This window comes from Allomuricauda sp. MMSF_3307, assembly GCF_030733585.1.
GTDB lineage: Bacteria > Bacteroidota > Bacteroidia > Flavobacteriales > Flavobacteriaceae > Flagellimonas.
The window spans coordinates 28,478-50,967 of record NZ_JASHIQ010000007.1 but is presented as its reverse complement, the minus strand read 5'-3'; the positions used below and the strand labels follow the sequence as shown (position 1 = coordinate 50,967).

The window sequence follows — 22,490 nt, the reverse complement described above, 5'->3', positions numbered from 1 at the left end:
TTTTAAATCGAATCTAACAGTTGGTTGATGGATTTGAATATGATTATGGGGTCTTTAACGGAATCGTCGTCAAATTCCTGGATTTGATGACCAAGTACCCATAGTTTGGAACCTGGGGACTTTTTAAGGACTTCGCCAAAGCGCTTAAAATAGGTGTCTATTTCATCCTTGGTCGGCGATACGGTAAAATAGGAAACAAATCGGATGTTCGTGTAATATTTGAGCAGGTCTTCCAAACTTTCCACAGGCATGGTCTGGCCCAGATAAACCGTTTTGTAGCCATTCAAGGCCAATTGGTAGTTTACGTACAAGAGCCCCAACTCATGGATTTCATTTTCTGGGAGGAAGAGTACATACACCTCGTCCTTTTTCGTGGGTGCCTCGAACTGCAGCTGCTCGGTATGGATATAGATTTTTTGTTTGATCAAGTTGGAAATAAAATGTTCGTGGGCAGGACTGATGGTATTGGTCTGCCACAAAAGCCCAAGTTCGTTCAACAATGGTAAAAAGACATCGTTAAAGATTTGTGTGAATGTTTTATCTTCCGTAAGCTCATTGTAGGTATTTAGGAAGAGCGCCTGATCAAAATTGAGCATCGCCAACTTAAAGGAGTTCAGCGCATGGCTCTTTTCGCTTTTTTCAGCGATGATTTCATTGACCAAAACCGGGATGTTATCTTCTCCCAATTTGGCAATCTTGGAAATCTTGTAACCGTTGTTGTAGAGCAATGTGACGTTCAGCAGTTTTTGCAGACTCTCCAAACTGTAGGTGCGAATGTTGGTGTCTGTTCGTTCTGGGCTGAACAAGTTGTATCTCTTTTCCCAAATCCGAATGGTATGCGCCTTGATTCCCGAAAGGTTCTCCATATCCCGAATGCTGAAGGAAGTTTTTACGTTGTTCATCATTTTCATTTAAACGTTAAACAAATTTACGATTAAATAGATGCCGTCCTAGTTTTTTATCATAAAATTTGGATACCGCTGTATAAAAATCAGGGTTTTGGGGAAAGGATTGCGGATTTTTCAGGGAGTGTTGAACAAAAAAACCGCAATGGCTTGCGGTTTTCTCTTGTGCCCACGACTGGAGTCGAACCAGCACGTCCTTACGAACACTACCCCCTCAAGGTAGCGTGTCTACCAATTCCACCACGTGGGCCTTCGTGATTTTTGGTGTGCAAATATAATTTTTTTGTGCAAAAGGAAGGTCTTGAAATTGGAATTTATAAGGAGGGCAAATCATTTTCTTTGCTTCGGACGCATTAGGGCCAAACTTCCCCAAACTCACTTAAAATGATGTGAAACCTGCATAGCAGGGTAGATAAAATCCCGTAATTTTGTGTCAAATTTCTATTTTCAAAAGGATTATGGACAAGGATTTAGGTCGTTTGCTTTACAACTACTTACTGGAACAGGGCATGGCCGGTGGTTTGGCGGCATACATCAATCTTTTTGTGTTGGTGCTGGTGGTCTTGGTCCTGGTATTTTTTCTGGATATCCTCCTTTGGAAGATTTTGCGGGCTGTTTCTGTACGCCTGGCCCGAAAATCCAAGAACAATTTTGATAATTTTTTAGTGGCACACCGGGTACCACGGTATGTGGCCCATGTGATTCCCTTGTTCATTTTGTTGAGGTTTGTACCAGTAGCTTTTGAAGATTTTGATTATGCAGAGGTGATTGCCCTTAAGACCATCAAGATTTTGTTTGTCTTTTTGACCCTCGTCATTTTTCGCAAATTCTTCAAAAGTGTCAACAGTTATCTAAAAACCCTTACCCAATTCAAGGACAAGCCGATTGATAGCTATGTGCAGGTTTTCATGATTTTCGCCTGGATCATTGGGATTCTGACCATTTTCGCCATAGTGACGGACACCACGGTCTGGAAATTTTTCACGGCCTTGGGTGCGGCCTCCGCTGTGGTATTGTTGATTTTTAAGGATTCCATTCTGGGGTTGGTAGCGAGTATACAGGTCACCATAAACGACATGGTCCGGATAGGGGATTGGATCACTTTTGAAAAATATGGTGCGGACGGGGATGTTGTGGAAATCAGTTTGGCGACCGTGAAAGTTCGGAACTTTGATATGACCATCACCACAATCCCGACCTATGCATTGATTTCCGATTCCTTCAAAAACTGGAGGGGGATGCAGGTATCTGGAGGAAGAAGGATCAAGCGCTCGTTGATCATTCGGCAGAAAAGTATCCGCTTTCTCACGGAAGAAGAAGTGGAGCGTTTGAAAAAAATTCAATTGATCGAAGCATATATCACCACAAGAAGCGAGCAGATCAGGTCGCACAATCAGGATAACCAGGTAAATAAAGAGTTATTGGTCAATGGTAGGAACCTTACCAATTTTGGGGTGTTCCGAAAGTATGTGACCAATTATCTGGAGGGTCATTCTGCCATCAATAAAAAAATGACCCTAATGGTACGCCAATTGCAACCGACACCGCAGGGAATTCCCTTAGAGATTTATGCATTTAGTTCGGATAAGCGGTGGGAGAATTATGAGTATGTAATGGCGGATATTTTTGACCATCTGCTGGCGGCATTGCCTTATTTTTCCTTGGAGCTTTTTGAGCTTCCCGTGTCGGCAGCATACATCCCCACCACTGACGATTAGCTCAAAGGTTGATTTATGGCATTGCGGCGGCCAAAGCGATTTCCACCATTTGCTGGAATGACGTTTCCCGGGCCTCGGCCGACAGTTGTTCCCCGGTAATCAAGGAATCGGAAATGGTTAATATGGTCAATGCTTTTACGTTATATTTTGCAGCAATGGTATAAATGCCCGCAGCTTCCATTTCCACACAAAGAACACCGTACTTTGCCCAATGCTCATAGGCCTTTGGGTTGTCCTCATAAAATTCATCCGAAGAGAGCACATTGCCTGCCTTTATGGGAATGCCGTGTTTTTGGGCATAGTTTACCGCTTTGATGAACAGATCAAAGTTGGCGGTAGGGGAGTAGTCCGAATTGATAAACCTCGAATTATTGATGCCCGATGTGGTCGATGCAGCCATGGCCAGCACAACATCGTTGAGTTGAATGTCTTTTTGATAGGAACCGGCCGAACCGACCCTGATCACCTTCTTTACGCCGTAGTCCTTGATGAGTTCATGTAGATAGATCATGGCCGAAGGCATGCCCATACCACTGCCCTGAACAGAAATTCGTTGACCATTAAAGGTGCCCGTATAGCCTAGCATTCCCCTGATCTGGTTGTAACAAAAGGAGTCTTCGAGAAAGGTTTCGGCGATCCATTTTGCGCGCAATGGGTCTCCGGGCATTAAAACCGTTTCTGCTATTTCTCCTTTTTTGGCCTCGATGTGTATGCTCATGATGTGCTATTTGATTAATTCCGGGCCAGAGGATGTGCCTATTCTCGATACGCCAAGGGCTATATATTTCAGGGCTTCTTCCTTGGTTTTTATACCGCCGGAGGCTTTGATCTTAAGTTGGTCCGCTACCACGCGCTTCATCAAATGCACATCGGCCAAAGTGGCTCCCCCGTTGCCAAAGCCCGTGGAGGTCTTCACAAAATCGGCTTTTGCATCAACGGCTAGTAGGCAAGCCCGCTCTTTTTCGGTTTCGGTAAGGTAGCAGGTTTCAATGATTACCTTTAAAATTTTGGGTCCAATGGCTTTTTTGATGGCCTTGATTTCATCGCGGACGGCATCAAAGCGTTCCGACTTTATCCATCCAACATTAATGACCATATCAATTTCATCCGCACCGTTCTCAATACAATCCATGGCCTCGAACACTTTGGCCTTGGTGGACATGGCGCCTAGTGGAAAACCGATTACCGCGGCCACTTTTACAGGAGTTCCTTTAAGCGTTTCGTGAGCCGTGGCCACATGGCACCCATTTACGCAAACAGCATAAAAGTCATTTATAATGGCTTCCTTGCAGAGCGCAACGATATCCTGATGGCTTGCGGTAGGTTTTAGATTGGTGTGGTCAATGTATTTTTCTAGGCTCATCAATGATTGAACAGTTGTTTGAGCTTAAAGATAGCTAACATCTCCGATCTATTCTTTCCGGCAAATGATTTGGCTATGGCTTCGGAGGTTTCCACAATCAATTTTTTGATGGGTTCTGAAAATTTCTCGGGATGCTCTTTGTAAAATTCCTTGAATTCATCAAAATACGCTTCACCTTCCTTTTCTTCCCCATCCAACCAATCAAAAACAATTTCTATTTGATAAGCGGCATCGGTATGGAACTCATCTTCAATTTCATCCACATCCAACCAGTATTGGCGGACATAGTTTCGCAACCTTTTAATCTCGATGGGCCTTACGGTATGGTCGGCCATGGCCACGAAATAGAACAGTTTGCCTAGACTTTGATAGAATTCGTTCCCTATTTTTTCTGAGTTGTACATGATTCTTGTTTTTAAACTCGTTTAAAATTAGGGCTAAAACCAGCGTATTTTTATGACATTGCTCACGTATTCCACATCGGGAAGCATATCATGCCGCGTTATTTTGGGTGATTATTGGGTTGCCCTTTCCAGTCGATCATTGATGGACACTCCAAGTCCTATGTGGGGCACCCTTTCGGCAATGATCATATCGAGTTTCATGCTATCCAATCGGTGCAATGCGCCATAAAGGTTGGCTGTGGCTTCTGCTAGATCACCGGATGGCGATAATATTTCGATATGACGATAATTGGGGTCTTCAGACTTTCCTGTGAAGCGCAGCAATCCTACTTTTTTTCCTTCCGCCATGTATGCCATCTCCTTGGCGTTGTCGGTCAAATAGGTTTTGGTTGTAGGGGCGTAATGCTTTTTTAACATGCCAGGGGCGTTCGGCGCTGCTTTAGCCTTATTTTGAACACGGACTTCACCAATGACCTCTTCTATGGTTTCCTTGGAAATGGAACCCAATCGATACAGGATGGGTTCTTCACCTTCAAAACCAATAATAGTGGATTCGATACCCTTTTTGCAAGCTCCGCCGTCCAAAACAGCCAGTGTATTTTGGAAGTATCCAAGTACATGCTCGGCACTGGTGGGGCTAATCCTATTAAAGGGGTTGGCACTGGGCGCAGCGATGGGGAAAGGTAGCTTTTCCAACAAGGCCAATGTTACCGGATGATCGGGGATCCGGATGGCAACGGTATCCTTACCTGCCGTTACCAAATCGGGTACGTTGTTTCCCTTTTTAAGCACAAGGGTCAAAGGGCCTGGCCAGAATTGTTCGGCAAGCAATTTCGCTTTCGTCGAAAATTCCGCTACAATTTCATGGACCTGTTCCATCTTATGGAGATGCACGATCAGTGGATTGTTGAGCGGTCTTTTCTTCAGTTCAAAAATCTTGGCAATGGCTTCTTCACTGTAAATGTTTCCGGCCAATCCGTAAACGGTTTCGGTGGGGATGGCCAAAACATCGTTTTTTTTCAAAATGGCTACCGCCTTTTCCAATTCATCGGGACCTAGTAACATGATCAGGTATTTTATTCGCCTTTTTAATTTTAAAAAGTTGCGCAAAGTACGGTATTTTTTGGATGGAAAAAGCGCACCGACCACAAGGATCGATACGCTCGCTCAAAACACATCCAAAATGGTTGTTCTATTCGCCTTGACCTAGTGAAAATCCTCGTTTCCCATCAAACTCATATAGGTTTTCCGTTTTGATCACATCAAAACCTAGATGGTGCAATTTGGACAACAGGGCCACAACGTGTTCGTAGGTGATGGGCGCATAGGAAAGATAGGGGCCGCTAATTTGCGCACCCATCCCCACAAACCTGCATCGCCAATGGTCAGTGCAGTATGTTTCTTTGATTCCTTCGGGATATACTTTTACTCCACGGTTGGTGATCATTTTTAGCTTGAGTTGGTATACTTCCAGTTTTGCGAGGGCGTCACCGAGTTCGTTCGGGTCCGTACCTTGCCAATCCAAGAAGACATCCACGCCTACCAGTTCCTTAGTCTCGTTTTTACGGACATATGCTGGTAGTTGTATGGTTCCCTTTCCTTGAACCATCAAGCTTTTGGGTAGCGTGCTCGGGGTTTGACCCAAATTGGCGATGACCTTATCAGCAAATTCCTGAGTGCCCACTTTTGCGGTGCTGACACCCTCCTGATAAATGTCGGCCGTATGGAAGCCTTGCTCCAAGGTAGTCAACCAAGCATTTTTCACCTTATCCGCCACTTCAGCTTGTCCAATATGGGCCAGCATGGATATGGCTGCGTTGATAAGGCCGGATGGGTTGGCCACATTTTTTCCGGCAATGTCGGGTGCAGATCCATGTATGGCTTCAAACATGGCAACTTCGGTACCAATGTTGGCGGAACCGCACATGCCCACCGAACCGCCTACTTCCGCGGCGATATCGGAAATTATGTCACCATAAAGGTTGGCCGTGACCACAACATCATAATCCTCTGGACTTGCGGCCAAACGGGCAGAACCTATATCGATAATCTGTGTTTCATTTTTGATTTCGGGGTATTCCAGTGCGATTTCATCAAAAACCTGATGGAACAATCCGTCCGTCAGTTTCATGATATTGTCCTTCACCATACAAGTGACCTTTTTTCTTCCGAACGCTTTGGCATATTCAAAAGCATATCGAATAATACGCTCGCAACCTGGCCTAGTGATAAGTTTTAGGCATTGGTAGACCTCTTGTGTCTGGCGATGTTCGATGCCAGCGTAAAGATCTTCCTCGTTTTCGCGGATGATGACCACATCCATCTTGGGAAAGTTGGTGGGTACATAGGGAGAAAGGGCGGATACTGGTCGTACATTGGCAAAAAGGCCAAGGGATTTTCGCAGGGTAACGTTCAAGCTTTTGTAGCCTTTTCCCTGAGGGGTGGTTATGGGAGCCTTGAAAATAATTTTGTTGCTTCGGATGGCTTCCCATGCCTTGCTGTCGATTCCGGAGGTATTGCCGGATAGGTAGACTTTTTCACCCAAATCGATGTATTCAGGTTCAATCGGAGCTCCTGCAGCTTCCAAAATGCGCAGGGTAGCTTTCATGATTTCGGGACCGATTCCGTCACCGTTGGCGACGGCAATCTTTACTGGGGTATTGAGTTGTTTTTTTGTTTTTTGTTCAGTTAATGCTTTTGTACCCATTTCGGTTATGTTTATGTTACAGTGCAAATATGCGGGTAAAAAATCATAAATTTTTATTTAAATAAATTACCTAAACCATAAACATATTTTATGTAAATAGGTTAAAAAGCGGCAGAGTCAAGGTTAGAGAGGTCAGGTGCAAGGATTCGATTTTGATTAAAAGGACCTTCAAAACGTAGTTTTAGTGATGGAATTCGTAAAAAAATTAGAATTCCTGGTTATTCAGTTTCCTGTGATAAGAATTTATGCATCCCTTTTGGGGACAGATACGCAAAGAACCTATCGAGCACTTTGAACTCGGTATCCAATAGAACTAGTGCAGGCACGGAAAAGGGGGCGTTTTCCCGTGAAGCCAATAATTTGGGTATTTGATGAATGGGGCTTCTTTTTTTGCCCAGTTCACTATTGATAAAGCGTTGTCCACCAAAAACAATAGTGTCCGCGGTTTCAACATCCATTTTTACAGCATAATAGTCATTGCGAAGCAAGGAGGTAACTTTGGCGTCCTTAAATGCAGCTCTTTCCATTTTTTTGCAATATGCACACCAATCGGCATTGAAAAAGATCAGGACTTTTTTGGGTTGTACCGTAAGGGAATCTTCCAGTTGTTCGAAACTAAGCCACTCCACCTCTTGTTTCTGCCCGAAAAGGGGAGAAGCGATCATAAAAATCAAACAAATGCTAGAAAAGAGTGTGCGTAACATTGTCAAAGTTTACAGCAATCTTGGTCTTAATGTAACTTACCAAATTTTAGCCCAAAAAAGATGGCGCGCGGAGCGTCCGGGCCGTAAACGTAATCAGAATCACGGCCAGGACCAATATCAAAATCATCTTGAAAGCTATTAAAGATATTGGTCACACCACCCGATAGGGTTATCATAAAGGACTCGTTGAAATCAAAATGGGTTTCCAGTTTAATGTTCATATCAAAAAACGAACCTGAATCATTGAGTTCCAAAAAGCCGTTATTGCTAATGACCCTCGGGACGGTCATGTTGCCCGTATAGGTGCCTGTGACGTCCACGTTAAACTTTTCGCTGGGAATCCAAGTGGTGTTCAAATACCCATAAAAGTCGGGTACTCTAACAAATTCATCGATAACAATGTCGCCTTCCCCCGGGGTACCATCGCTCTCGAAAAGGATTTGAGGTTGGTTCCACTCGGTTTTCTGTAAGGTTCCGCCCAATTGAAAACGCCATTCCGGGTCAGGCGAAAGACCCAGTTCAAAGTTGGAGCCATAGACCCGGGCGCCCTCGCCGTTTCGTACCTCTTCCAATATGGAACCGTTGGACAGCACCGCTCCTGTGCTAACCAGTGTAAACGGATCCTCCAAAAGGGTGTAGAATCCCTCCACCAATACATCCAGTTGTAGCAGGTCTTTGGTTTTGGAATAGTTTACGGAACCGGTAAAGGCGTTTGAAAATTCGGTTTCCAAATCATCGGACAACAATACGAACTGCGGTTCGCCACCTACGCTTGAGATGTGCAGATCTTCGTTAAAGGTTTGTGGGGCCCTGAATCCTCGCGCATATCCGGCCCGAAGACGCCATGTTTCTGTAAGTTTATAGGATAGCGTTAACCTTGGGGAGAGGGCCGTTTGGTTGAGGTTCAAATCCCTCTCGAGACCTCCTACCGAATAATTTCCGAAAACATTCACGTTGTCCAATCTGGTTCCGAGCAAGGCAGAAAATTGGTCGGAAGGTTTCCATTCGTATTGTGCGTATCCGCCCAAGGTGTTCACATTTTGGTCAACGAGCCGATCATAGCCGGGAATTTGATCTTCCGTGGCGCTATAATTGTATTCGGCCCCGATTGTCAAAACGTCTTTATTATTGAATGTTTTGGTAATCTGCACCCCGTTTACCCAAGCCAAGTCTTTGGTGGTGCCAAAGGCATTGTTGGCCAAGAGGCTGTCCTGCCGGGTTCTGACACCGCCCAGTCCCCCGTAGTAGCTATCACGATTTGTATAGGAGGCAGAAGTATACACTTGGGTCTTTTGGGTGCCATCCTTGCTATCAATTTCATAATCGGCACCACCGATAAAGGTATCATGGTCCAATTCCTCGGTAATGTCGGTGAATTGTGGAGCCAGTTCCAGCCTGTCACCACCTCTGCGGTATTCTCTTATGGCATTTAAATTCAATGAGATACGGCTTCTATCGGTAGGCCTAAAAAATGCTTTTGCACCTACAGTGGTATTACGAAGTTCCACCAGCTCGGTAAAACCATCATCGTTCGCATCATAGGCTTCCCGGTTGCGGTAGGCCCCAAAGAAGGTGACGCCACTGGAGAGGTCATCGGCGACAATGGAACTGTTGAAGTTGACCACCCGGTCCCATGCTTCGCCCCCCACAATGGCCATGTTGCTTCCGATTTCCCATGTATTCAAGATAGGATCTTTGGTAATAATGTTTACCGTTCCGGCGATGGCATTGGAGCCGTAGAGGGCCGAACCGCCGCTGCGAACCACCTCTACACGTTCTATGATGTTGGTTGGAATTTGCTCCAATCCATAAACGCCCAACAATGAGGTGAATATGGGTCTGCTGTTGAGCAATATTTGAGTGTAGGCGCCATCCAATCCATTTAAGCGGACTTGGGTAAACCCACAGTTTTGGCAGTTGGTTTCCACGCGGACACCGGGGGTAAAGTTTAAGCCTTCGGCTACCGAAATGGATTGTGTAGCGGTCAATAATCTTGGTTTTAGGGATGACACGACCACGGGGGCACTCCGACGTTCCACCCTGTTTCGAGTGGCACTGATGACCACTTCGTCTAGGCCAAGCGCATCTTCAATCAATTCAAAGTTCAAGGTTGCATTTTGATTTGATGTGATGGTGATTTTTTTCGAGTTGGTCCGGAAGCCTTGGGAAGCTACTTCCAGAATATGCTCACCAATTGGGATTTCAAGTTGGTATTGACCATCGATGTTGGTATTGACACCGAGATTTCCATTCTTCAAATATACTGCTGCGTAGGGGACAGGGTTTCCGTTGGATGTTACCCTACCAGAAACTCTGATAGCATTGTCTTGGGCCCAAATCAGGGATAATGGGATGGTTAAAAAGAAGAATATGAGATGCTTCAACCGAATCATTTTTGTAGGGTTAAAATTAAATTTAGACAAAGCTAAAAAAATATTTATAAGTATAAAAATCGCCCAATGAAAATTGGAAACAATTTCATAAATGAAATGTATGAGTAGATTGTGTTGCCCGTTGGGATGGTAGCAAAAGGAATGGTAACGCCTTAAAGGGACATTAAATAGTGAATATGGAGTAGGGCTGATAGGTTATTAAGCGTACCGCCCTAACAAAAGAAGAGATACTACGATTTATTGCTGGGATATGTCCACCCCTTGAAACTTCTGGCAGCCCAAATTCGTTTTGTTAACGAGGACAATTAAAACTTTTAATTGTTTTTGATTTTTTGTGAAGTGCCAAACAAGAAGTAAAGTAGCGCCCCGAGGAAATTCATCAATAGAATCACTAAAACCCAGATTAGTTTGTTGTTCTTGGTATATTCATTTCGGATGACATCTATCAAAGCGATAATAGGAAGTACCAATCCACATACGATTAAAATGATTTGCCAAGCTCCGATTATTCCAAGTTGTTGCATAGTCCGTAAATTAATGCTGAGGTGTTATTGTCCTGATTCCTTATTTAACCGTTGCCTTACACCCTAGGTTGGCTTATAAGCAAGTAAATCAATGTTCTTTTCCGTATCAAAAATACGGACTAGGAAAAAGAATACAACCGATAGATTGTTAAAATAAAAAAGTCTGTAAAATATAGTTTACAGACTTTATGAGTTTTTTTGAAATAAAAAAGTGACCTGCTAAGTATTTGAACCTTTATTCGATTGCCAATACCATGTGGCCCAGGACTTAAATGCGTTGAAGTTTTTGGTAAATATCTTTTTTGGTGTTCTCGAATATTTCTCCACCAAACTCTTCATTGTCCAAGGAGATTATGGTAACATCTTTTACACCCATGATGCCAAAAACAAACTTTAGGTAGGTAGTTTGAAAATTCATATGTCCATTCTTTTCATTCTCCCCATAACCTGTGTCTCCGCGACTGGAAAGTATAAACATCTTTTTGTTTTTGAGAAGGCCAACATAATCTCCATCAGGTTTCCCTGAACGGAATTTCCAAGTTTCGTTGATTCGCATAATTTGGTCGATGTAAGCTTTTAGTCCGCTTGGAATGGACCAATTATACATGGGTGTTCCCAAGACATAGATATCGTGTTCTTTAAATTCTTTTACCAACTCATCGCTAAGCGCTACACCCAACTGGTTTTCTGTGGTTCTGTCACTAGGCTTGACAAATGCGCTTGCAATCCACTCTTCATTTACAGGAGGAATTGTCTCCAGTCCAACTTCTCGATGCGTGAAACTATCATTCGGGTTTTTCCTTTTCCAATTTTCTTGAAATAGTTGTGTTAGCTTTCTACTCTGGGATCTTTCCTCTCTTACGCTTGCGTTGATGATTAAAACTTTGTTCATGACAGATTAATTTGATTATGGTGCAAAGTTCTAGATAGTTAAAAGGAAAAAAATTGACCTAGATTAAGATGTCTTGATTTTTTTGCGCATTCTGCTTAAAAATTCCGCTGTAACTCCCAAATAGGAAGCGATTAGATAATTGGGTACTTCCATTTCAATTTTTGGATAATTCCTTACGAAATCCAAATAGCGTTGTTCGGCATCAAGAGTTTTGTTTAAGATGATTCTTTTCTGTAAACTCCCAAGATAATTTTCAAGGATGACCCTAAAAAAGCGCTCAAGCTTTGGTACCTGTCGAAGCATTTCTTGAAAAGAGTCGTAACCGATTTGCAGCAGGTTGGTTTTTTTAATCGCTTGGATATTATACATCGAAGGTTGTTGTTTTTGAAAACTTTCAATATCCGTTGCCCACCAATTATCAATGGCAAGATATAAAATCTCTTCCCTACCAGTTTCGGGGTTAATGTAAAAGGCCTTTAATGCTCCGTCAACAACAAAATTGTCGGTTCGACAAATGTCTCCATTCCTCAGAAGATAATCTCCTTTGTTAAGGATTTTTTCAGTCCAAAAAGTATTGATCAAATCTTCTTCTTCTGCGTTTAATTCAATATGTCTTGTAATTGATTTAAATAGCTGTTCATTCATTTATAGCCTTACCAAATTGTTTTTACGTGTGACTCTTTTTCGTACATCCCTTCTGCCAAATGGCTATGTACGTATGTTCTGGTTTTTTTAATTTCTATGATTTACCAGATTTCAGGGTGCTTATTTGAAGATAAGAATTATGATTGACAACATTATTTTGTTAGGATATCATAATCAGGTTTGTTATCGATAATATGCGGTAGCATCTTAAACAAATACTTAACTCCGCATCCAAAAGTATTCCAATCGAGGCACTAACACAATAACATTAGGAGCTTGAATCCAATCAAAAAAATACTGCTGCTGTTGGCAAATAGCTTGCTTTTTGGTTCATTGACTAAGTAGCATTACAATGTAAACCTATTTTTCATTGCCTTCGTGATGACTCGCTTGTATATCAAGGTATCTTTTATCAGTTAGTTAATGCCATGAAACTTTTGAGAATAAGCAAAAAAACCAATAGCAGCATTGTGAGTTCTGCCATTGGTCTAAAAACTGAGTTATTGAAGGATAAAAGTGGGTTGTTATCTCAATGCTTGCTCAAACTCTTTCGTAGTGTAAACATGGCTAGCCACAAACCTATAGTTGATTTCTGCGGCCACATTACCATCGTATCCTGGTGTAACCGCTGAGGCAGTTGCATCGACCACTACTGCAACTTCAAAACCATCTTCAAGAAGTTCTCTAAGATGAGACTCTACACAAAGGTTTCCGGACATCCCTGCCAATACTATTTTGTCAATTTTTTGCTTTCGCAATTGTAGACTTAAGTCGTTTTGCTCTGGACCATATACCTTATGGGGCCCCACTACCGTTACAAAGTCCTTTTCGATGTATTTTTTATATCGGGGTAGCCAATCAGCTCCCGAACCTTCAAATCCTTTTTTGTTGAGTTGATCTCCACGGTCAAACATTCCAATGTCGTGCATTAGTTTTTCCAAGGCGCCCTCAAATTGCCATTTATGATCGTGCTCGTAATAATAATGGGGTGAAATAAATACTTTTATTCCATTCGCCTCCGCTAATTGAAACAAGGTTTCCAAGTTTTCAACGGTCTTGTTTTTGATCACACTCTCACCAATTACACCCCAGGTGACACCATCGGGACTTAAAAAATCGTTTTGCGGGTCTGTAATCACTATGGCGGTGGAATTGTCTACGGTAAATCCTGGATCAGGAATTTGGGCATACAGACTCGGAGAGCAAGTGGTAAGAAGTACCAATAAAATGGTTGTGTTGAAGATTGTTGTTTTCATAATGTAAAAAATTAAGTGATTAAAAATGTTGATAATTGTGAATACATATTTGTAGGTCGAGCAATTTAGATTGAGAGGACTTTCGAATTATTCAAAAGAAGTTTTTCGATTTCATTAAATGAATAAGCCTGTGTCATCACTGCTGAAGTCTAATTTCTCAGGCGGTTCAGCAGTATTTCTATCTTTTTTCGTAAAAATTTTTCGAAACTTGATGAGGAACATAGTGATGTGTTTTGACCAATAGGTTACACCATATCTTGCTAAACTTGATCTTGGTTCCATTTTAATTGAGCCCAATCATTCCATTATGAAATGTCTTTCTGAACCGTAGGGGAGGAATCCCAAAATTGGATTTGAACAGTTGGGAGAAATGACTAGGGTTTTCGCATCCTATCCCCAAACCGACCTGGATAACACTTTCATCAGTGGATATGAGAAGTTTCTTGGCCTCTTCCAGTTTTAATCGGGTTACAAATTGGTGGGGTGTTTCTCCTGTGGTACGTTTAAATACCCTAATAAAATAATGTATACTTAGTTCTACCACTTTTGCCAGTTCCGAAGTAAGTATTGGACGGTCAATATGTTCTTTTATATAGCGATGGATTTTGTGGATTTGGAAAGGGGTCAGTCCCATCTTCAATTTACAGTTCAGCTCGGATTGTATTTCTTTCCGTTTTATTAGATAGTCCCCCAATGTGATGATCATGTTTTCCAAATGATAGCTTTCTTTTTGCTGACTTATCAAAAGTTCTTGTACTAGATAAAGTGCCAGTTGATTACTCAAGGGAGTCTCCAATATGGATTTTGGAACAAAGTCTTCTGGATTCATTTCAATGTCCATAGTGCCAAAAGTTCCGTTGTACATGCCAATTAAAATGGGTGATGATGGGTTGAAATCTGTAGTGGTTTCTAGGGAAAAAATAAATTCATAGGTGTCTTCCAAACCTAGTTTTTCATTGGTTTCTATACTGTCCCTTATCAGGAACAGGATAATTTGTGAACTTCGTCCAGCCCTTTTGATATCGGCCTTTTCCAATTGGGATTCCTTTATCTGTTCTATATATCTCATGGTGTTTTTTTTAAGGGTTGATTTTGTTACTGTCCCATTGAACTTGACGTTTAAGTTTTGGGTTTGGCTCTTGTACTTTACCGTATAGTTGAACCTAAAAGGATAAAGACCTGCAGGATCGTTCATCGAATACAAGTCAAAAGTAGCGTGTTAGTTTTCCCGTAGCCAGTGAGAACTTCTGAATGACTATGGTTTTCTTACGAATGCATCTGTTGAGGTACTTTTTTAAGAGGTTTCGAGTCTTTCTTTGGGTCGCTGTAACTTGGTATTCTTCTAAACGTAGCCTTTTGCCTTCTTAACGTTTCCTGTAATCACATAGAAATGAGTAAATTGTAATCCAATACGCACCTAATGGAACGGATAAGAATAAAAGATGTAGAACTTTCCCTGAGTTTGCACGCTAATGAGTGCTTCATACAAGAAAGTCTGTCTGGAGAAATACAGACAAAATTAGTTGAAGAGCTTGTCAAAATAGATTTCTTTGAAAATCTAACCATTACAGATATACCGTCTATAAATACCAAACAGGTAACCTATAAATCACCTGTTCCGGAAAATGAATTTCCTTTACGACCAACTACCGATAGCGAGTTTGGTAGTTTTTTGCAAAGGGCCATTAGGTTGACAAAATCTATCTTGGAAATTCACAAATTGGGTCATTGCTTTGGTGTTTTGCGAGATGACCGTTTTAAAGTGGATAAGGATGGTAATCTGATTACATTGGGTATTGGCCTATTTCAAAAGGAGTACGTCAAAAACGATTTGTCGAAATACCAAGAAGAGGACTTTTATTTCCTTGCCCCGGAGTTTAGCAAACGGAGCAACCTAAAGCCCAACCAAAGATCCGACATATATGGTCTGGGCATATTATTGCATTATTGGCTCATTGGGGAGCATTTCATCAAAGCGATCGATAAACAGGAAGTGCTCCATAAACATTTAACAGAGCCTTATCAGGAAGTTACGATGGAGACCCAATGGAAACATACGGGGATACATCAAATAATTAATGGCCTTCTAGAGAAAAAACCCGAAAATCGATACCAATCCATCGACGGTGTTTTGAAGGATTTGCTGGAATTGAAATCCCAATTCCACTTAGGTGATTTTAGTGGTTTTTCCGTTAGGAGTATGGACTACACCCCAGGTATCATAAATATGTCCGACAAGCTACTTGAAAGGGAGGATGCTCTTAAAAAGTTAATGGATACGTATTATGGAGTTCGTAAAGGAGATTTTGTTGTCTCATTTATTGAAGGATCAGGTGGAATTGGAAAAACTTCTTTGGGTAAGGCTTTTGAGTCCGCCATTACTGAACCGGATGTTTTATTTTCTATGGGTGCGTTCGATAAAACACAACCAACCCCTTATCGGGCATTCCAAGAGGGCTTTAAGAATATAGCTCAACGAATATTATTGAAATCAGGTAAAAGTCATGCAGAAATCAGGGATATCTTCGTATCTGGTCTGGGAGCCGATTTTTCGGCACTTTTTAAGGTTGTTCCTGATCTGAAGGATATTACGGGAAACCTTCCCGAACCGGAAACTTTAGATCCGTTGGAAACCGGCGATCGTTTTGTAAACCTTTTTGCAAGATATTGTCGCACATTGGATAGTATTGGGTTGAAAAGAGTTCTTTTTATCGACGATGCACAATGGTGCGATATTTCTTCCCTCAAAGTAATCGAGCATTTGGTCAATTCTTCCATATCAAGGGTCATGTTTGTTTTGTCCTATAATCCAGATGGAATGACGGAAGAACATCCCTTGCGAAAGTTTCAGCGTTCCCTGTGGAAAAGAAAAAAAAATACACCTATCATTCATTTACAACCTTTAAGTGAAGACGCTACCGAAAGAATAGTATCGGATGCCTTATCGGAAGAGGGAAAGAAAACTAAAGATTTGGCAAGCTTAATTCATAAAAAAACCAATGGAAATCCATACTACATAAAACATTTCCTTCATGCTATCTATGAAGATAAAGTGATTTCGTATGATCATCATGCCCAAAGATGGCAATGTAGTATGGAGCTGGTAAAGAAACAAGAGGTGGCAGAGAACGTACTGGCCATTTATGAAAAAAAATTATTGCTGCAGTCTTATCAAGCTCAAGTGCTGCTTAAGGTGGCAGCGTATGATAATGGCAATTTCAACATACCATTATTAGCATTTGTATGTGACTATCCAGATACGATTGTAGGACTCCTTTTGGAATTATTGAGCGATGCTGGACAAATATCAAAACTGGACTTGCCCGATGCTTCCTTTGTATTCAACCATAATCAGATAAAACAGGCGGCTTTGAAACTTACCATCCCAGGTTTTGAAGTCCTTCCAGAAAAGCTACACTATAAGATAGCACAATTTCGGTTGGAAAGAGGAAACATCCAAAGTTCTACAGAATTCAATCAACTTGTTGAACACTTGATTGAAGCACGTAACCTTATCGATGAGGAGATGGTCGTACAAGCCCTCTTCCACATCTTGCAGGCAGGTCAATTGGCCAACAATTCAAACTCTCCTTCCATTGCCCTCCAATACTTAACCTTCGCCTTGGAACTGCAGGACAGGTTTAAGACTGAAATGTATAGATACGAAGTATTATTCGACTTGGCCAAGGCATCCTACCTTTTAAAAGACATGGATGAAGGGAAATCATTTTCAAAAAGGGCAATAGCGTATGCTTCCAATATACAGGAGTGTTCTGAAGTATCCCTGCTGAACATGAAATTCTTTGAAGCGTATTCGCTTTTCGAAGAAAATATTGATGAGGGTTTGATGGCCCTGGAAAATCTCGGGGTACCGTTGAAATTTTCAGGCAATTTGGAAGAAATCCACCAGAAATATGAATTATTTTGTTCGTCCCTGCCAAAAGACCTAAAAAGGCATATCAAAATAAAGAACACCCAATCAAGATCGGATGGTCAAACTGTGGATATCATGGTAAACATGTGCACTTCTGCACATCGCACAGACCAAAATCTTTACATGTATCTACTTCTCAAACTTGGGCGACTTATGTTTGACAATGGATTTACCGAGGCATCTCCTTTTATATTGGTTCACTTGGGTTCGCTTCTTTGTCATAAGTTCAGTGCTTTTGAAACAGGCAGAGAGCTGGTATTATTGGCGATGGAGTTATTGGATTCCAGTGAATCGGATAAATATTATTCCAAGACCTTATCGGTCTATCATATTTTGATGGCTCCCTTTATTGATAGTTATAAAACATTGGAAAGTGAACTTGATTCGAGTATTGCCTATTGTATTGACCGTGGTGATGCGTTCGGAGCCAATAATCTACTATATGCAAAAATCCGAAATCAATTAGTATCAGGGGTCGAGTTGACGGAGTTTCTTCGATATTGCAATGATGTACTGCAGCCTGGTCAGCTCCACGATAACAATGTTTTCGAGGCTCAAGTGAATTTGATGAAATCCATTGCATATAGGTTAAGAGGCGATTGTCCCGAAGATATCGATCGAATTGACCAAGACGCCTTGTGCCTATTGGAGGAAAGCAATTGTAAGGCTTCGAAAGCTAGCTATCATATTTTAAGGGGATGGGTCTATTGTATCCAAGGTAAATATAATAAGACGTTAAAATATTTTGCACAGCATAAAAAGGATCTTCACTATTCGAATTCAGAACCCCAATATTTTCGTTACCAGATCATAAACTCTATTTGTGATTTAATGGTTCAGAAAAATCCTGTGGCCGAGGTTTTTGAAAGAGTAAGGGAAAGGCAGAAGGTTCTAAAGGATTGGGCGCGTATCTCACCTGAAAATTTCAAGGCAGAATTTGAGATGGTGGAGCTTATACTCGCTTGTAAAACCAAATGTTTTGAAAACATTCCCGTCAGGATAGAAGAAACGCTTAGATGGGCCGAAAAAGGTAAGTTGAACTCCGTTAGGGGCATGGTTGCCAATGTACTGCAAAGAACGCTGCCCAAGGAAAGTTTTGGTTTTTTGATAGAGTCACTAGAAAATGACAGGAACAGAACTTACAATGCATGGGGCGTCAAGGACAGCGGCACAAAAAACAGTTTAAAATTTGACGATGTCCCGGAAAATTATGTCAACAAGTTTAAGGGGTTTGATTTTCAGAGTCTAATAAAGGCAACCCAGGCCATTTCAGCAGAAGTCAATCGAGATAGATTGGTTGAAAGCCTATTGCAAATCGTTATGGAAAATGCTGGGGCAGACAAAGGAGCACTTGTCCTATCCAACGGCTCTGAGTTGAACGTAGCCGCATATATCGATTTGACCATTTCAGCAGATGAGCAATTTTCAGAATGTTCATTGAATAAGTTCCCTTTGCTGCCCATCAATCTGATAGAGCATGTCGCCTTAAATAAGAGGGAGCTGTGTATTGATGATTTAACGGAATATTCGTCCAATTTGGAAAATTCTCCTTCCGATACTTCGGGCTCACTGCTATTGATGCCGCTAATAAAGCAAGGCGATCTTGTCGGTGTACTTTATGTTGCCAATAGTCAAATGACGGGGATGTTCACGGAAGGGGGATTGGAGGTATTTCGTATCATAGCATCCCAGGCGGCCATTTCTATAACAAACTCCATACTTTACGAACAAGCCATTACTTTAAACGATGAGTTGGCAAGTTCCCAGAAGGAGCTTGCAAAACTTAACCAAGCATTGGAAGAAAAGATTAAAGACAGAACACAACATCTGCGACATGAAATTGAAATGAGAAAAGAAGCGGAAAGGGATTTGATCTTTGCCAAGAATGATGCGGACAATGCCAACAAGGCAAAATCTCAATTTTTGGCCAATATGAGCCATGAAATCCGTACCCCTTTAAATGCGATAGTTGGTTTTTCCCAAATTTTGACCAATCAAAGTAAGGACTTGAATCTTACCAATTCCTTTCGGAGATATCTCAGCAATATCTATCAAAGCGCAGAATCGCTTTCTGAAATTATAAGGGACATTCTAGATCTGTCTAAAATCGAGGCAGGAAAAACAGCATTATTGGTCGAGGACATGGATTTAAGACAGTTATTTTTTTCCGTATATCGGATACAAAACAGTCTTGCAAAATCAAAAGATGTAAAAGTAGCATATAGTTTGTGTTCTGGGACACCACGATATGTTCGTTCCGATCGTGGCAAAATCAAACAAATTCTGATGAATATTGTTGGCAATGCGGTAAAGTTTACCCCCGCTTCACGTAGCGTCCATTTTGATTTGTGTGTAAATGATGGCCATATGGTCTTTACGGTTTCGGATGAAGGAATCGGAATCCCAACTACCGATTTAGAACGAATTTTTGAGCCCTTTACACAGTCAGATGCGGGAATGGACCGGAAATATGGAGGTACCGGTCTTGGGTTGGCCATAACCAAAAGTTTGGTTGATATTTTAAAGGGTGAAGTACATGTTGAAAGTGATGAGGGCAAGGGCACATGTTTCACTATCAAGATACCGTATCAAAAAGCTGCCCCAATGCAGTCAAATAACACCGAAGCTCTATTGGCGAATTATAGGATACCGCTAAATAGTAAAATTTTAGTGGTTGAAGATCATCCTATGAATCAAGAGATGATTAGGGCTCTGTTCTCGGAGCTGGGTGCTGAAATTCTGCTGGCAAGCGATGGCAAGGAAGGGTTGTCCCTAGCCAAGCGTTATCATCCCGACATTATTTTTATGGATATTCATATGCCTGAAATCGATGGTTTTGGAACCCTTAAACTGATTCGTGAGTCAAACTTGGATGTCCCTGTGATCGGATTGTCGGCAGATGCCTTTAAAGAGCACCAAGAAGCCGCTATCAAAGCAGGTTTTTCCGCGTACCTTACCAAACCTGTTCAAGTACCCAAGCTGGTCGGTCTTTTGAAACGCTTTCTGCCCGATACTGCTGTCAATAGAATTGAAACTTCACGAACGCTGGATGAACGAGAATTATATCAAAAAAACCACGCTCTGGAGACCATCAGGAAGCTTCCAATTTTTGAAACGGAAAAATTGGCTAAGGTAGCTGCAACGCTAAGCAACATTTTGCCCTCGGCGGCCATGGATAAATTGGAGGATGCCATTTATACTGGTGATGAAGAGGCATTACAGGAATTCTTAACCGATGCATTGAATGTATAATGACACTTCTATCCTAATCGTTGACGACAATCGACAGGTTTTGGAATTGGTCAATCACGTTTTGGCCGAGGAAGGGTACCATATATCCTTTATACCAAAAGGTCAATTTTTGTTCCAGCGTTTGTCAAGTCAAAAATTCGATTTGGTCTTATTGGATTTAAACCTTCCGGAAATAAGTGGCTTCGATTTGCTGCAGCAGTTAAAAGCCGACCCGGCTTATAAAACACTTCCTGTAATTATCATCAGTGCAGAGGAAGAAGATGAAACACTTGGTAAGTGTTTTGCCTTGGGAGCCAGTGATTATATAAAAAAACCGATACACCATGAAATCTTGAAGGCTAGGGTCCAATCTGTAATCTCAGCTTCTCGGTTTCACAAGAATGAAATGCATCAACAGCAACAAGAGGCGCTGCGGGCCCGAATGAAAATGCTGTCTTCTCAGATGAACCCTCATTTTATTTTCAATTCCCTTTCGTCCATCCAAGAATTTGTCCTGGCCAATGAGATGGAAAAAGTACTTGATTATCTTTCTGAGTTTGCTGGACTCATGAGACAGAACCTTGAGAATTCGACATTGTCCCATATTACACTTTCCAAAGAACTGGAGTTTTTGCATACCTATTTGAAATTGGAGAGAATGCGTTTTAATAATGTCTTTACGTATGAGATTCGGGTAAATATCGATACGCCTGAAAACATTATGGTGCCCCCCATGTTGATACAACCCTATTTGGAAAATGCGATAATTCACGGCTTACGAAGATCCACCCGCCCCGGCCATCTTTTATTTGAGGCTAGGGAAACCGAAACTTCCATTTATTGCACCATAAGTGATAATGGTATTGGCAGGGAATTGGCATCGGCCATTTCTAAGGGGCAGCACCAATCAACAGCCATGTCCAATATTGAGGCTCGTTTGGAACTATTGAATATGGAATTTGGTATGGATTTGTTCAGTGTTGTTATCAAGGATTTGGAAAAGGATGGCGAGCCGGCAGGGACAGAGGTAACGCTTTGCTTTCCCAATGACCTACACTAATTTTTTTAGCAAGGCTTCTTTTTTTCGTACGGACACGTCCACGTGGGACCCATCTTTAAGTACTAAATAACCACCCTTGCCCTTTACGTATTTTTCTACGTGATTCAAATTGACCATGTGGGATTTGTGTACCCTAAAAAAATTAAAGGATTCCAATAACGGTTCAAAATCTCCTAAAGGTTTGGAAACCATGATCATTTTTCCGTTATCAAGATAAAAGTTGGAATATACATGATTCGCTTCCACACGCAGTAGGCGATTGGCCTCCACAAAATCGATTCCTTCCGAAGATCGGAGCGCAATCTTGGTGTAATTTCTGTCCTGTAACTTGGTGTTCTCCCTTAAAACCTGATATTCCTCTTCCCTTGATGGTGCTTGTTTGGCCAATATTTTTTCTGCACGCGCTACTGCTTTCTTGAGTTCTTGTATGTTAATGGGCTTTAATAAGTAGTCTAAGGCCGCATACTTAATAGCATTTATGGCATATAGGTCATGTGCGGTGGTGAAAATCACTTCAAAATCAGGTTCTTCGAAATGATCGAATAATGTAAATCCATTGCCTTCGGGCATTTCAATATCCAAAAAGACCAACTTTGGATGCTCTGATTGAATCAGGGCAATCGCTTCATCTACGGAAAAGGCATGGCCCACCACCTCTACATTTGGACAAAATGTCTCAAGCATTTTTCCAAGGACATCATGATGTCGTTGCTCATCATCCACCAAAATGGATCGGATTGGTTGGTTCATGTTT

At 41.7% G+C, this 22,490-nt stretch carries 17 protein-coding genes and 1 tRNA gene; 3 read left to right on the top strand and 15 right to left on the bottom strand.

Features of this window, described 5'->3' with window-relative positions; genetic code table 11:
* Nucleotides 1–2: 2 nt before the first annotated feature.
* On the bottom strand, nucleotides 3–902 hold the full coding sequence (locus RBB12_RS15580) for a MerR family transcriptional regulator (RefSeq protein WP_179385008.1): 900 nt from the start codon (nucleotides 900–902) through the stop codon (nucleotides 3–5).
* A 169-nt stretch (nucleotides 903–1,071) separates the two neighbouring features.
* A tRNA-Leu gene (locus tag RBB12_RS15575) sits at nucleotides 1,072–1,155 on the bottom strand.
* Nucleotides 1,156–1,363: 208 nt separating this feature from the next.
* Between RBB12_RS15575 and RBB12_RS15570 the strand changes: the two genes are divergently transcribed.
* Nucleotides 1,364–2,623 carry a mechanosensitive ion channel family protein gene (locus RBB12_RS15570; protein ID WP_306014578.1) on the top strand — a complete coding sequence of 420 codons (1,260 nt, stop codon included), beginning with the start codon at nucleotides 1,364–1,366 and terminating at the stop codon, nucleotides 2,621–2,623.
* A gap of 13 nt (nucleotides 2,624–2,636) precedes the next feature.
* Here the strand turns inward: RBB12_RS15570 and deoD are convergent, their stop codons facing one another.
* From deoD to RBB12_RS15510, 12 genes are all read right to left on the bottom strand, one after another.
* Nucleotides 2,637–3,341 (bottom strand): purine-nucleoside phosphorylase, encoded by a 705-nt coding sequence (gene deoD, locus RBB12_RS15565; protein ID WP_306014577.1) that lies wholly within the window; start codon nucleotides 3,339–3,341, stop codon nucleotides 2,637–2,639.
* A 6-nt stretch (nucleotides 3,342–3,347) separates the two neighbouring features.
* On the bottom strand, nucleotides 3,348–3,986 hold the full coding sequence (gene deoC, locus RBB12_RS15560) for a deoxyribose-phosphate aldolase (RefSeq protein WP_306014576.1): 639 nt from the start codon (nucleotides 3,984–3,986) through the stop codon (nucleotides 3,348–3,350).
* Nucleotides 3,986–4,390: a hypothetical protein gene (locus tag RBB12_RS15555; RefSeq protein WP_179385004.1), complete on the bottom strand. Its 405-nt coding sequence runs from the start codon at nucleotides 4,388–4,390 to the stop codon at nucleotides 3,986–3,988. The genes deoC and RBB12_RS15555 overlap by 1 nt, the downstream gene beginning before the upstream one ends.
* Nucleotides 4,391–4,501: 111 nt before the next feature.
* On the bottom strand, nucleotides 4,502–5,455 hold the full coding sequence (locus tag RBB12_RS15550; RefSeq protein WP_306014575.1) for an L-threonylcarbamoyladenylate synthase: 954 nt from the start codon (nucleotides 5,453–5,455) through the stop codon (nucleotides 4,502–4,504).
* Between the two features lie 127 nt (nucleotides 5,456–5,582).
* Nucleotides 5,583–7,097, bottom strand: a complete 1,515-nt coding sequence (locus RBB12_RS15545; RefSeq protein ID WP_306014574.1) for an NADP-dependent isocitrate dehydrogenase — start codon at nucleotides 7,095–7,097, stop codon at nucleotides 5,583–5,585.
* Nucleotides 7,098–7,315: 218 nt separating this feature from the next.
* Entirely contained in the window at nucleotides 7,316–7,801 is a 486-nt protein-coding gene (locus tag RBB12_RS15540) for a thioredoxin fold domain-containing protein (protein WP_306014573.1), read from the bottom strand.
* 26 nt (nucleotides 7,802–7,827) lie between these two features.
* Nucleotides 7,828–10,185: a TonB-dependent receptor gene (locus RBB12_RS15535; RefSeq protein WP_306014572.1), complete on the bottom strand. Its 2,358-nt coding sequence runs from the start codon at nucleotides 10,183–10,185 to the stop codon at nucleotides 7,828–7,830.
* 323 nt (nucleotides 10,186–10,508) lie between these two features.
* Nucleotides 10,509–10,718 (bottom strand): PLD nuclease N-terminal domain-containing protein, encoded by a 210-nt coding sequence (locus RBB12_RS15530; protein ID WP_179384999.1) that lies wholly within the window; start codon nucleotides 10,716–10,718, stop codon nucleotides 10,509–10,511.
* 268 nt (nucleotides 10,719–10,986) lie between these two features.
* On the bottom strand, nucleotides 10,987–11,610 hold the full coding sequence (locus RBB12_RS15525; RefSeq protein ID WP_306014571.1) for an FMN-dependent NADH-azoreductase: 624 nt from the start codon (nucleotides 11,608–11,610) through the stop codon (nucleotides 10,987–10,989).
* A gap of 63 nt (nucleotides 11,611–11,673) precedes the next feature.
* Nucleotides 11,674–12,255 (bottom strand): Crp/Fnr family transcriptional regulator, encoded by a 582-nt coding sequence (locus tag RBB12_RS15520; protein WP_306014570.1) that lies wholly within the window; start codon nucleotides 12,253–12,255, stop codon nucleotides 11,674–11,676.
* A gap of 524 nt (nucleotides 12,256–12,779) precedes the next feature.
* Nucleotides 12,780–13,511 (bottom strand): isochorismatase family protein, encoded by a 732-nt coding sequence (locus RBB12_RS15515; RefSeq protein ID WP_306014569.1) that lies wholly within the window; start codon nucleotides 13,509–13,511, stop codon nucleotides 12,780–12,782.
* A gap of 283 nt (nucleotides 13,512–13,794) precedes the next feature.
* The gene (locus RBB12_RS15510) at nucleotides 13,795–14,580 is read right to left on the bottom strand and encodes a helix-turn-helix domain-containing protein (protein ID WP_306014568.1); all 786 of its coding nucleotides are present in this window, start codon (nucleotides 14,578–14,580) and stop codon (nucleotides 13,795–13,797) included.
* A 351-nt stretch (nucleotides 14,581–14,931) separates the two neighbouring features.
* Here RBB12_RS15510 and RBB12_RS15505 point away from each other — a divergent pair, with 351 nt between their 5' ends.
* Together RBB12_RS15505 and RBB12_RS15500 are read left to right on the top strand one after the other, a co-directional pair.
* A complete protein-coding gene (locus tag RBB12_RS15505; RefSeq protein WP_306014567.1) occupies nucleotides 14,932–20,697 on the top strand; it encodes an ATP-binding protein in 5,766 nt (1,921 codons plus the stop codon).
* Entirely contained in the window at nucleotides 20,690–21,736 is a 1,047-nt protein-coding gene (locus RBB12_RS15500) for a response regulator (RefSeq protein WP_306014566.1), read from the top strand. The genes RBB12_RS15505 and RBB12_RS15500 overlap by 8 nt, the downstream gene beginning before the upstream one ends.
* On the opposite strand, the gene RBB12_RS15495 is transcribed toward RBB12_RS15500, so the two are convergent.
* Nucleotides 21,728–22,486 carry a LytR/AlgR family response regulator transcription factor gene (locus RBB12_RS15495; RefSeq protein WP_306014565.1) on the bottom strand — a complete coding sequence of 253 codons (759 nt, stop codon included), beginning with the start codon at nucleotides 22,484–22,486 and terminating at the stop codon, nucleotides 21,728–21,730. The genes RBB12_RS15500 and RBB12_RS15495 overlap by 9 nt on opposite strands.
* Between the last annotated feature and the right edge of the window lie 4 nt (nucleotides 22,487–22,490).

Excerpts from the sequence above, each read along its gene's own strand:
- RBB12_RS15580 (WP_179385008.1), bottom strand. The coding sequence starts at position 902 with ATGAACAACGTAAAAACTTCCTTCAGCATTCGGGATATGGAGAACCTT.
- RBB12_RS15570 (WP_306014578.1), top strand. The coding sequence starts at position 1,364 with ATGGACAAGGATTTAGGTCGTTTGCTTTACAACTACTTACTGGAACAG.
- deoD (WP_306014577.1), bottom strand. The coding sequence starts at position 3,341 with ATGAGCATACACATCGAGGCCAAAAAAGGAGAAATAGCAGAAACGGTT.
- deoC (WP_306014576.1), bottom strand. The coding sequence starts at position 3,986 with ATGAGCCTAGAAAAATACATTGACCACACCAATCTAAAACCTACCGCA.
- RBB12_RS15555 (WP_179385004.1), bottom strand. The coding sequence starts at position 4,390 with ATGTACAACTCAGAAAAAATAGGGAACGAATTCTATCAAAGTCTAGGC.
- RBB12_RS15550 (WP_306014575.1), bottom strand. The coding sequence starts at position 5,455 with ATGTTACTAGGTCCCGATGAATTGGAAAAGGCGGTAGCCATTTTGAAA.
- RBB12_RS15545 (WP_306014574.1), bottom strand. The coding sequence starts at position 7,097 with ATGGGTACAAAAGCATTAACTGAACAAAAAACAAAAAAACAACTCAAT.
- RBB12_RS15540 (WP_306014573.1), bottom strand. The coding sequence starts at position 7,801 with ATGTTACGCACACTCTTTTCTAGCATTTGTTTGATTTTTATGATCGCT.
- RBB12_RS15530 (WP_179384999.1), bottom strand. The coding sequence starts at position 10,718 with ATGCAACAACTTGGAATAATCGGAGCTTGGCAAATCATTTTAATCGTA.
- RBB12_RS15525 (WP_306014571.1), bottom strand. The coding sequence starts at position 11,610 with ATGAACAAAGTTTTAATCATCAACGCAAGCGTAAGAGAGGAAAGATCC.
- RBB12_RS15520 (WP_306014570.1), bottom strand. The coding sequence starts at position 12,255 with ATGAATGAACAGCTATTTAAATCAATTACAAGACATATTGAATTAAAC.
- RBB12_RS15515 (WP_306014569.1), bottom strand. The coding sequence starts at position 13,511 with ATGAAAACAACAATCTTCAACACAACCATTTTATTGGTACTTCTTACC.
- RBB12_RS15510 (WP_306014568.1), bottom strand. The coding sequence starts at position 14,580 with ATGAGATATATAGAACAGATAAAGGAATCCCAATTGGAAAAGGCCGAT.
- RBB12_RS15505 (WP_306014567.1), top strand. The coding sequence starts at position 14,932 with ATGGAACGGATAAGAATAAAAGATGTAGAACTTTCCCTGAGTTTGCAC.
- RBB12_RS15500 (WP_306014566.1), top strand. The coding sequence starts at position 20,690 with ATGTATAATGACACTTCTATCCTAATCGTTGACGACAATCGACAGGTT.
- RBB12_RS15495 (WP_306014565.1), bottom strand. The coding sequence starts at position 22,486 with ATGAACCAACCAATCCGATCCATTTTGGTGGATGATGAGCAACGACAT.